Origin of the sequence: Clostridium sp. AM33-3, from assembly GCF_003480315.1 — a bacterium.
Lineage (GTDB): Bacteria > Bacillota > Clostridia > Lachnospirales > Lachnospiraceae > Brotaphodocola.
Genome location: NZ_QUIV01000004.1, coordinates 61,633 through 73,291 on the forward strand (window position 1 = coordinate 61,633; position 11,659 = coordinate 73,291).

Sequence of the window (11,659 nt, forward strand, 5' to 3'; positions counted from 1 at the left end):
GTCGGAGGAAGATTATGAGCTATAAGATTTTTGGTGACAGCTGCCTGGACTTGACTGAGGAATTGAAGAAGGATCCGAGATTTGAGATGATCCCTCTTACCCTTCAGGTGGATGATCATATGATAATGGATGATGAAACATTTGACCAGAAGGCATTTCTGGCCATGGTGAAGGCGAGCCCGAACTGTCCGAAAACTGCCTGTCCTTCCCCGGAGGCATTTAAGAAGGCCTGTGAGTGTGATGCGGACGATATTTATATTATTACCTTGTCCAGCCATCTGAGCGGTACCTATAACAGCGCGGTGCTTGGAAAAGAACTGTATGAGGAAGAACATGGCAAGGGAAAAAAGAACATTCTGGTGATTGATTCCGAGTCTGCTTCAGCCGGAGAATTAAACGAGGCTCTGGCCATTCGTGATATGTACGAGGAGGGACTTGTTTTCAGCGAGATTTCTGAGCGCATCCTGAAAATGAGAGATGAGCAGCAGACCTATTTTGTGATCGATACCCTGGAACCTCTCAGAAAGAATGGCCGTCTCACCGGTCTGCAGGCCTTTTTTGCCACGGCATTGAATATTAAGCCGGTTATGGGAGCGGATCATGGTGTCATCATCAAGCTGGATCAGGCAAGAGGCATCACCAAGGGACTGGCCCGTATGTGCGAGCTTGCCACCAGGCGTGCGGGTAAGCCGGAGGAAAAGCGCGCGGTCATCGCGCATGTGAATTGTCCGGAGCGTGCACTCCAGGTGAAGGCAGAACTGGAAAAGCGCGGGAATTACCGCGAGATCGTGATCACCGGCGCAGCCGGTGTTGCCACGGTGTATGCGGGAGACGGCGGTATTGTCCTGGCGGTCGGTTAAAAAAGAATTCAGTACTGTGTATAAAATGAAAAAAAGTTAAAAATATCACACAATTTAAAAAATTTCGTGTATAATAGATAACGAAAAGAAAACAGGGCGAAGAGGTCGTGGACGCATCCGAATCTCTTCACCCTGTTTTTTTCTGTAACTGTTCCGTATGGCTGCAGTTACATTTCTACAGTGTGAGGAAAGTGCAGATCTGCGGCTTTCCCTAAACCCTGTCCGTTCAGGGAGGCCCCCGGAAAAAATGCGGAATGTAATGATGCAAAAAACAAACAAATAGTTAGACGTGTATTGATAAAAATACAGGTTTTTGAAATATGGTATACAATGAGCACAAAAAAGGTAAGGAAAATGAGAAAAAAATATCCAAAACACTTGCATTTCCCTGATAATATGTTATGATTGAGTTAGCAAAATTATATTTAGCAAAAATAAAAAATAGTAAGGAGGGGAGGCCAGACAAACAGATTTCTGGTGGGGGCCGGGAGTCTTTCTAGATGCTAAATACTTGTTTATTCGTTCCTGCACGGTGGGTCCGCGGGATGGCCGCTGACCGTAAAAAACATAAACTGTAAGGCAAGAATCCCATTGCCGCAGGCAAATGAAATAGATTTTGCAGATTTCGCTTGTGACTGTGAAAATAATAACAGTTGCGTTTTTCTGTGCTTTGGAACAAAACAGCAAGAAATGCTGTCTGGACCTCAAAAAAGCATGAAGGAGAAAACAAAAGAATTAGGAAACAGCAATGTGTTGTTTGACTTCTACGGGAAGAGACCGGAAATGTCCCAGCTTGTCCCGCTGAGTCTGCAGCATGTACTGGCAGCTATCGTCGGTGTCATTACACCATCCATGATCATTGCGGGTGTCTGCGGACTGACGGACGCAGAAAAGACCATGATGATCCAGGCGGCACTGATCTTCACTGCGCTGGCTACGTTTTTACAGCTGTTTCCGCTGTTCCACAAGATTGGCGCAGCACTCCCGGTTATCATGGGTACCAGCTTCGCATATGTACCGACCCTGACTGCGATCGGCGGTGAATTCGGTATCGGTGCCATCATGGGCGCACAGATCATCGGCGGTATCGTAGCTATTGTATTTGCGATTTTCGTAAAGCAGATTCGTAAGCTGTTCCCGGATATCGTAACCGGTACCGTTATCTTTACCATCGGTCTTTCCCTGTATCCGACCGCGATCCGTTATATGGCAGGTGGTTCCGGACATCCGGAATTCGGTGGCTTAAAGAACTGGTTCATTGCTCTGCTGACTTTTGCAGTGGTACTGTTCCTGAACAACTTTACTAAAGGTGTGTTAAAACTGGGTTCTCTGTTTTTCGGTATTATCGTTGGTTATGTAGTATCCCTTTTCATGGGAATGGTAGATTTCACCAATGTTATGAACACGACTTCCATTATTGCGTTCCCTCAGCTTATGCATTTCAAGATCGAATTTGCTCCGGCTGCATGCGCATCACTGGCTATCGTATATGCGGTTAACGCAGTACAGACCATCGGTGACTTAACATCTACTACTGTCGGCGGCATGGACCGTGTGCCGACGGACAATGAGCTTCAGGGCGGTATCCTGGTTCAGGGTGTTGCAAGTATCGTGGGTGCGTTCTTTGGAGCACTTCCGACGGCTTCCTACAGCCAGAACGTAGGTATCGTAACCATGAACAAAGTAGTAAACCGCGTGATTTTCGCGGTATCCGCAGCAGTGCTTCTGATCGCAGGCCTGATTCCTGGTCTGTCCGCAGCACTTACAACCATCCCTCAGTGTGTCATCGGCGGCGCAACTCTTTCCGTATTCGCGCAGATCGCAATGACCGGTGTACGCCTGTTCACAAAGGATGGCATGACAGCAAGAAAGACAACCGTAGTTGGTATGTCTGTAGCACTTGGTGTTGGTATCACCCAGGTATCCGGATGCTTACAGGGACCTGGAATCCCGGCGTGGATCAATACCGTATTTGGAAGTTCGTCCGTGGTAGTGGCAACGATCATGGCGATCATCCTGAACCTCACCCTTCCGCCGGAAGAGTAAGGACAGCCGGATGATTTAATGCAAAAAGAAAGCCGAACAGTTTTAATCCTGTTCGGCTTTTGTTTCCTCGTCTTCGGCTTTGATCTCGTTTAAGTAACTGTAAAGCGTAAATTTTGAAATGCAGAGGACCTGACAGACACGCTGTCCGGACTTGGTAATGAGAAATGCGCCTGCGTCATTTAGCAGCCGTATGAAGTCAATCTTGTCATCCTTTGTCATGACGGCGGCCGGTTTTCCGATACGCTGGAAGGCCTGCTCAATCAGCTCATCCAGAAGGTCGCTGACATTCATGGATACGGTCTCAGGACCGGAGGCTTCCGTGTCATCCGCTGCAGTGGCAGTGAAGCTCTGAATGTGGTTTTGCGCAGCCAGCAGAATCGTGATGTCATAGTTGATGCTTAAAATTCCTATGATCTTACCCTGACTGTTGCGGATGTAGATGGTACTGGACTTCAGAATCTTTCCGTCCTTTGTTTTTGTTAAATAGGCAAGCTTGTCATGCGTGTGCTTCGCACCGTTCTGCAGGGATTCCAGAACAATATGGGATGGTCCGTCACCGAGCTTTCTTCCGGTGATGTAGCCATTTTCAATGGCTACAATGGAGTGCTCTACATCGTTGCTCTCCAGATCGTGAATGACGATCTCGCAGTTGGAGCCAAACTGGGCTGCAAGACCGCGGGCAAGGCGTGTATAAAAATCAATTGCTGTTTTGTCCATGGTTTTCTCCTTTCAAAAAGCAAATCAGTTCATCATACAATTTGTTTGATGCTGTATTTATCATAACAACTACAGATACAGAATGCAAGAAAAAATTAAAAAAACTAATTTATACAAGGAGGTATATTAATGCTGCTTATAGGAAACGGTAAAGTAATCACAAGAGACAGCGCAAATCCATACCTGGAGAACGGCGCAGTTGTAACCGATGGTGAGAATATCAAAGAGGTTGGAACCCTGGATGCCATGAAGCAGAAATATCCGGAGGCTGAGTTTGTAGACGCACACGGCGGTGTCATCATGCCGGGTCTTATCAACGCGCATACCCATATCTATTCCGGACTGGCAAGAGGTCTTTCCATCGTGGGAAACAATCCGACAAATTTCCTGGAAGTTCTGGAAGGAACCTGGTGGGCAATTGACCGTCAGCTTGATCTGGACGGAACCAGAGCCTGCGCATGGGCTACCGTTTTAGACTGCATCCGTGACGGTGTTACCACCATCTTCGATCACCATGCAAGCTTCTGTGAGATCCCGGGATCCCTGTTTGCGATCCGCGATGTCGTGAAAGAAGCAGGAATCCGTTCCTGTCTCTGCTACGAGGTTTCCGAGCGTGACGGCGAAGAAAAGACTGCACAGAGCATCAAGGAGAACGCAGACTTCGCAAAGTGGGCCAAAGATGCAGATGACAGCATGATCAAGGCTATGTTTGGCGGACACGCGCTCTTTACGATCTCAGACAAGACCTTCGAGAAGATGGTAGAGGCAAACAATGGCATGACCGGTTTTCATATCCATGTAGCTGAGGGTATGAATGATGTCTACGACAGTCTGAGAAACTACGGCTGCCGTCCGGTAAACCGTCTGCTGTACAACGGCATTCTGGGAGAGAAGACCCTGCTTGGCCATTGCATTCATATCAGCCCGGCTGAGATGGACATCATCAAAGAGACCGGCACCATGGTGGTCAACAACCCGCAGTCCAACCAGGGCAATGCAGTCGGATGCTCCCCGGTGCTGCAGATGATGGCAAAGGGTATCACCGTTGGTATGGGTACCGATGCTTATACCCACGATATGTTAGAGAGCATGAAGGCATTCTTAACTATCCAGCGTCACAACGCAATGCTGCCGAACGTAGGCTGGTGCGAGGATGTGAAGATGCAGTTTGAAAACAACCGTATCATTGCAGAGAAATATTTCGGCAGAACTCTTGGTATCTTAAAAGAGGGAGCCGCAGCCGACATCATCATCATGGATTACAAACCATTCACTCCGTTCTCTGACGAGAATATTGACGGTCATATGATCTTCGGTATGGAAGGCAAGAATTGCCGCACCACCATCATTAACGGTAAGGTACTCTACAAAGACAGAGAGTTTGTTGGCCTTGATGAGGAGAAGATCAACGCATGGACCATGGAGCAGAGTAAGAAGCTCTGGGGTAAGTTAAATCACAGAGTATACTAATAAAAACCATATAAAAACTATATAAAATGGGAAGCAAGGGTTAAACAAATGGCTTCCGACAGGAGGATAACATGAGCGAAATTATGAGACCAATGTCAATCGGCCATCTGATGCACTGGATCATGTCCGAATACGAGCAGAAAAAGAGCATCTTTGGTATTGAGAAGATTGTAAAGCATGAAAATGGACAGGCACTTCCGATCTACGAAGAGAAGATCGAGTCTCCGTTTGGTCCGGCAGCAGGCCCGAACAGCCAGCTGGCACAGAATATCGTAGCAGCCTATGTGGCTGGCTCCCGTTTCTTCGAGTTAAAGACCGTTCAGGTGATGGATGGCGCTGACCTTGCGGCATGCATCAGCCGTCCGTGTATCATTGCAGGCGATGAGTGCTACAACTGTGAGTGGTCTACCGAGCTGTACGTTCCGCAGGCATTTGCCGAGTACGTGAAAGCATGGGTGGCATGTAAGCTGATCGCAAAAGAGTACAACCTCGGCGATCCGGACGCATTCGTATTCAACATGTCCGTTGGTTATGATCTGGAAGGCATTAAGTCCCCGAAGGTTGACAAGTACATCAACGACATGATCGAGGCAAAAGATACCGAAGTCTTCAAAGAGTGCATCAACTGGGCATTAGAGCATGTGAACGAGTTCAAGAACGTAGATGAGGAGTATATCCGCAACATCAGCTCCAACGTTTCCAACTCCATCACCGAGTCCACCCTGCACGGCTGCCCGCCTGCAGAGATCGAGCGTATCGCAACCTACCTGATCACCGAGAAGCACTTAAACACCTTCATCAAGTGCAACCCGACTCTGCTTGGTTATGAGTACGCAAGAAAACGTCTGGATGGCCTTGGATTCGATTACATCGCATTCGATGATCATCACTTTGTAGAGGATCTTCAGTGGGCTGACGCAGTTCCGATGCTGCACAGACTGTATGACCTCTGCCAGGAGAAGGGTCTGGAGTTCGGTGTTAAGATCACCAACACCTTCCCGGTAGACGTAACCAGAAACGAGCTTCCGAGCAACGAGATGTACATGGCAGGACGCGCGCTGTTCCCGTTAAGTATCCATGTAGCACGCCTTCTGACCGATGAGTTCCAGGGCAAGCTGCGTATCTCCTACTCTGGCGGCGCAACCATCGAGAATATCAAAGAGCTGTTCGACGCAGGCATCTGGCCGATCACCATGGCTACCAACATCTTAAAGCCGGGCGGCTATCAGAGAATGAGCCAGATCGCAGACGAACTCATGGAGTGCGGCAGCGAGCGCTTCTCCGGCGTGAACGTAGCAGCACTGGCAGCCATCGATGACGGCGTAGAGGCAAAGGCTATGTACAGAAAGCCTGTAAAACCGCTTCCGGAGCGCCACGTAGATAAGAAGCTTCCGCTGTTCGACTGCTTCAACGCACCTTGCCGTAACGGCTGCCCAATCGAGCAGGATATTCCGGCTTACTTACAGGCTATGGTTGACGGCGATGCGAAGAAAGCACTCGAGATCATCTTAGAGCGCAACCCGCTTCCGTTCATCACCGGTACCATCTGCCCGCATCACTGTGGCGATAAGTGTATGAGAAACTACTATGAGGATACTCTGCACATCCGTGAGACCAAGCTGGCAGCAGCAAGCCAGGCTTACAACGAGATCCTTCCGGCTCTGAAGGCTGAGGGTTCCGTAGCTGGTAAGAAGGTTGCTGTCATCGGCGGCGGCCCGGCAGGTCTGGCAGCAGCTACCTTCCTGTCCCGCGCAGGCGTAGCGGTAACGGTATTTGAGCGTAAGGAACAGCTGGGCGGCGTAGTGCGCAACGTGATTCCGGAGTTCCGTATTTCCGCAGATTCCATCGACAAGGATGTAGAGCTGTGCAAGGCTTACGGCGCAGAATTCAGACTTGGCACAGAGGTTACCTCTGTGAAAGCATTAAAGGCAGAAGGCTACACCGATGTCATCGTTTCCATCGGCGCATGGAAGCCGGGCAGATCCCCGTTAGCATACGGCGAAGTAACTGATGCTCTGGAGTTCTTAATGGAGGCTAAGAAGAACGGCGCTTCCATGAACATCGGCAAGGATGTTGTAGTTCTGGGCGGCGGTAACACCGCCATGGACGTTGCAAGAGCAGCAAAACGTATCCCGGGTGTTGAGAATGTCCGCCTGATCTACCGCAGAACCAAACGCTACATGCCGGCAGATGAGGAAGAGTTACAGCTGGCAATTGAGGATGGCGTAGAATTCTTAGAGCTTCTGGCTCCGGTTGGCGCAGAGAACGGAAAACTGAAATGTTCTGTTATGGAGCTTGGCGCTCCGGATGCTTCTGGCAGAAGATCTCCGGTAGACACCGGCAGAACCGAGGAATATCCGGCAGACACCATCATCGCAGCAATCGGTGAGACCATCGATACCACTCTGTACGCAGAGCTTGGCGTTGAGATGGATGCAAAGGGCCGTCCGGTTGTAGACGCAAACATGATGACCACCGAGGCCGGTGTTTACGCAGTGGGCGATTCCAGAAGAGGACCGGCTACCGTCGTTGAGGCAATCGCAGATTCCGCGAAGGCTGCAGCAGCAATCGCAGGCATCAGCTACGACAAGTACGCAGAAGAGAACGTTGCAGCAGACGAGAAACTCTACACTGCCAAGAAGGGTGTTCAGAGCAGAGATACCTCCAAGACTCCGGATGACCGCTGCTTAGGCTGTCCGACTGTATGTGAGGTATGTACCGATGTCTGCCCGAACCGCGCAAATGTGGCAATCCACGTACCGGGCAAGTGCAAAGCACAGATCATCCATGTAGACGGCATGTGTAACGAGTGCGGCAACTGTGAAGTGTTCTGTCCGTATAAGGGAGGAAGACCTTACAAAGATAAATTCACCTTATACTGGAGCGAGGAGGACTTCCTCGACAGCACCAATGAGGGCTTCCTGCCGTTAGAAGGCACCCAGGTTAAGGTTCGTCTGGACGGCAAGGTTGAGACTATTGACGTTGCCGGTGAGACTGATCTGTCTGCTGATGCCGTTGCAGTGATCCGCACCGTATTAAAGGATTACGCATATCTGATCCATTAAGGGTTAACATCCCGCGGCTGTCTGTGCAGCATGGCAGCAGCCGCGTGGTCATAAAAGGAGTTAGGGATTTCACATGAAAAGAAAGAAAAACATTGCGGTCGTTCATTGCTCCGGTGGGGCAAAACAAAACGAGGGGATCGATTTTGCCGCATTACCGAAGGACTGTAACCAGATCCTGGAACAGTATCCGGACGGGATCCACAGCTGCAGCTACGGCTGTCTGGGCGGCGGAAGCTGCGTGGCTGCCTGCAAGCTGCACGCTCTCACCATCAACGAGAAGGGGGTCGCTGAGGTTGACAGGGATCAATGTGTCGGATGCGGACTCTGTGTAAAAGCATGTCCGAAGCATCTGATCAGTCTGGAAGCCCCGGAGGGAACTATTCAGCCAAAATGTTCCAATGAGCAGAAGGCCGCAGATGCAGGAAAGGCCTGCACATCCAGCTGTATCGGCTGTAAGATCTGTGAAAAATATTGTCCGTCCGATGCCATCCATGTGATTGATTTTCATGCAGTCATCGACCGGGAAAAATGTGTGACGTGCGGTATGTGCGCAACCAAATGTCCGCGTGGTGTCATCCGTGATGCGGACGGAATTTATACAACCGGTTTCTAAAACATTAATCCGCCGCGGACGTGCAAGTTCGCGGCTTGCGGCGGATTCAGAAAGAATTGTTGTCTGTGACAGCCTGCACAGAGCAGTGGCTTTGGGAAAATGATGCAGACAGCAAAGGAGAAGGAGAAGGATAATGGGAGAAGTTTTTGAGTTTACAGTAAACGGCCAGGTGCAGCGCACCGAAGAGGACAAGCCGCTGCTCCGTTATCTGCGTGATGATCTGAAGCTGTATTCCGTAAAAGATGGCTGCAGCGAGGGTGCCTGTGGTACCTGTACGATCGTGGTAGATGGCAAGGCGATCAAGTCCTGTGTGCTGACCACAAAAAGAGCTGTTGGAAGAAACATTCTGACAGTGGAGGGGTTAAGCGATGAGTGGAAGGATGCGTTTGTGTATGCATTCGGAGCAGTCGGAGCCGTTCAGTGTGGTTTCTGTATTCCGGGCATGGTGATGGCCGGAACGGCATTATTGCAGAACAATTTAAATCCGACGGAAGAAGATGTGAAATACGCGCTGCGCGGAAATATCTGCCGTTGTACCGGATACAAGAAAATTATTGAAGGAATCCTGCTGACAGCGAAGATCCTGCGCGGCGAGGCTTCCGTCGATGAGGATCTGGAGAAGGGAGATCTGTACGGGGTTGGCCAGAAAGCATTCCGTGTGGATGTCCGCAAGAAGGTATTAGGCTTTGGCAAATACCCGGATGATATCGAGCTGGATGGTATGGCTTACGTTTCCGCAGTGCGCAGCAAATATCCGAGAGCCCGTGTCCTGAAGATTGATGCGTCCAAGGCCGAGGCTCTGCCTGGAGTTTTGGGTGTTCTGACTGCAGCAGATGTACCGAACAACAAAGTTGGACACATTCAGCAGGACTGGGATGTGATGATCGCTGAGGGCGATATCACCCGTTGTGTCGGTGATGCTATCTGTCTGGTTGTTGCCGAGACCGAGGATATTTTAAATAAAGCAAAGAAACTGGTCAAAATTGATTATGAGGAGCTGGAGCCGGTAAGAGGCATTGCGGAGGCAAAGAGAGAAGATGCTCCGAAGGTTCATTCCAAAGGAAATCTTTGCCAGACCCGACATGTGGTGCGAGGCGATGCGGCAAAGGCACTGGCTGAGTCCAAATACACTGTTACAAATTCTTTCCGTACTCCGTTTACGGAGCATGCATTCCTGGAACCGGAATGTGCGGTAGCATTCCCGTACAAGGATGGCGTTAAGATCTTAAGTACGGACCAGGGTGCTTATGATACCAGAAAAGAGACAGCAATCATGTTTGGCTGGGATCCGGAGCGCGTTGTGGTGGAAAACCAGCTCATCGGCGGTGGCTTTGGCGGAAAAGAGGATGTTTCCGTACAGCATATCGCAGCATTGGCAGCCTGGAAGTATCAGGTTCCGGTCAAGGCAAAATTCAGCCGTCAGGAATCCTTATATTTCCATCCGAAACGCCATGCAATGGAAGGAACCTTTACACTGGGCTGTGATGAGAATGGTATCTTTACCGGTCTGGATTGTGAGATCAACTTTGATACCGGTGCATACGCATCCCTCTGCGGACCGGTTCTGGAGCGTGCATGTACCCATTCTGTAGGACCATACTGCTACCAGAATACCGACATCCGTGGCTATGGCTACTACACCAATAATCCGCCGGCCGGTGCGTTCCGCGGCTTTGGTGTATGTCAGAGTGAGTTCGCACTGGAATCTCTGATCAATGTTCTGGCTGAGAAGGTTGGTATCACTCCGTGGGAGATCCGTTACCGCAACGCCATTGAGCCGGGCAAGGTGCTTCCGAACGGCCAGATCGCAGACTGCTCTACGGCACTCAAGGAAACTCTGGAAGCAGTCAAAGAAGTTTATGAGCAGAATATGGATCATGCCGGAATTGCCTGTGCCATGAAGAATGCCGGAGTCGGTGTAGGTCTTCCGGACAAGGGACGCGCGAAACTTGTCATTGAAGATGGTTGCTGCGTGATCTACTGCGCGGCATCCGATATCGGACAGGGCTGTCTGACGGTATTCTGCCAGGTTGTATCTGAGACTACCGGGCTGCCGCTCTCCAAAATCCGCAACGCAGTGGCAAATACCGAGAATGCACCGGACTCCGGTACGACATCCGGTTCCCGTCAGACCCTGCTTTCCGGCGAGGCGATCCGTGGTGCTTCCACACTGTTGAAAGAGGCCATGGATGAGGCTGGCGGAGACTTAAGCAAGCTGGAAGGCCGCGACTTCTTCTACGAGTACTTTGAGCCGACCGATAAGCTTGGTGCAGATGTACCGTTCCCGAAGAGCCATATCGCATATGGCTATGCAACCCATGTTGTTATTCTGGATAACGATGGAAAAGTCAAAGAGGTTTACGCAGCACATGATTCCGGCAAGGTTGTGAATCCGATCTCCATTCAGGGACAGATCGAGGGTGGTGTGCTCATGGGTATGGGCTATGCGCTGACTGAGGACTGGCCGTTGAAAGACTGCGTTCCGCAGGCGAAATACGGAACCCTGGGGCTTTTGCGTTCTACACAGATCCCGGACATCCATGCCATCTATGTTGAGAAGAATGAACTTCTTGGTGTGGCATACGGCGCGAAGGGAATCGGCGAGATCGCGACCATCCCGACTGCACCGGCTATCCAGGGTGCTTACTATGCAATGGACAGAAAGTTCCGTACTTCCCTTCCACTGGAAGATACGTTCTACAGAAAGAAGAAGGGTTAAGCAACCTAATAATAGGAAAAAACAGATTTTTACACATTCTGGTTTCGTGACAGATAAACAAAATGAGAAAAAAATTAAAAAAAGTTTTGTACATACTTGACATAATGGCAGAATGTGTTATGATATCTATAGAAGCAAACAAAAAGTTTGGAGAAATACAAAAAGTTTG

At 49.9% G+C, this 11,659-nt stretch carries 7 protein-coding genes; 6 read left to right on the forward strand and 1 reads right to left on the reverse strand.

Annotated elements, in window-relative coordinates:
• Window positions 1-14: 14 nt before the first annotated feature.
• Window positions 15-860, forward strand: a complete 846-nt coding sequence (locus tag DW819_RS03495; protein ID WP_118732089.1) for a DegV family protein — start codon at window positions 15-17, stop codon at window positions 858-860.
• A gap of 714 nt (window positions 861-1,574) precedes the next feature.
• Entirely contained in the window at window positions 1,575-2,906 is a 1,332-nt protein-coding gene (locus tag DW819_RS03500; RefSeq protein ID WP_118732170.1) for a solute carrier family 23 protein, read from the forward strand.
• A 42-nt stretch (window positions 2,907-2,948) separates the two neighbouring features.
• Here DW819_RS03500 and DW819_RS03505 read toward each other — a convergent pair whose 3' ends face one another.
• Window positions 2,949-3,623 carry a helix-turn-helix transcriptional regulator gene (locus DW819_RS03505; RefSeq protein WP_118732090.1) on the reverse strand — a complete coding sequence of 225 codons (675 nt, stop codon included), beginning with the start codon at window positions 3,621-3,623 and terminating at the stop codon, window positions 2,949-2,951.
• A 129-nt stretch (window positions 3,624-3,752) separates the two neighbouring features.
• On the opposite strand from DW819_RS03505, the gene ssnA reads away from it, so the two are divergent.
• From ssnA to xdh, 4 genes are all read left to right on the forward strand, one after another.
• Window positions 3,753-5,093: a putative aminohydrolase SsnA gene (gene ssnA / locus DW819_RS03510; protein WP_118732091.1), complete on the forward strand. Its 1,341-nt coding sequence runs from the start codon at window positions 3,753-3,755 to the stop codon at window positions 5,091-5,093.
• A 71-nt stretch (window positions 5,094-5,164) separates the two neighbouring features.
• A complete protein-coding gene (gene ygfK, locus DW819_RS03515) occupies window positions 5,165-8,158 on the forward strand; it encodes a putative selenate reductase subunit YgfK (protein WP_118732092.1) in 2,994 nt (997 codons plus the stop codon).
• Window positions 8,159-8,231: 73 nt separating this feature from the next.
• Entirely contained in the window at window positions 8,232-8,771 is a 540-nt protein-coding gene (locus tag DW819_RS03520; protein ID WP_118732093.1) for a 4Fe-4S binding protein, read from the forward strand.
• Between the two features lie 133 nt (window positions 8,772-8,904).
• On the forward strand, window positions 8,905-11,490 hold the full coding sequence (gene xdh, locus DW819_RS03525) for a selenium-dependent xanthine dehydrogenase (RefSeq protein WP_118732094.1): 2,586 nt from the start codon (window positions 8,905-8,907) through the stop codon (window positions 11,488-11,490).
• The last annotated feature ends 169 nt before the right edge of the window (window positions 11,491-11,659 follow it).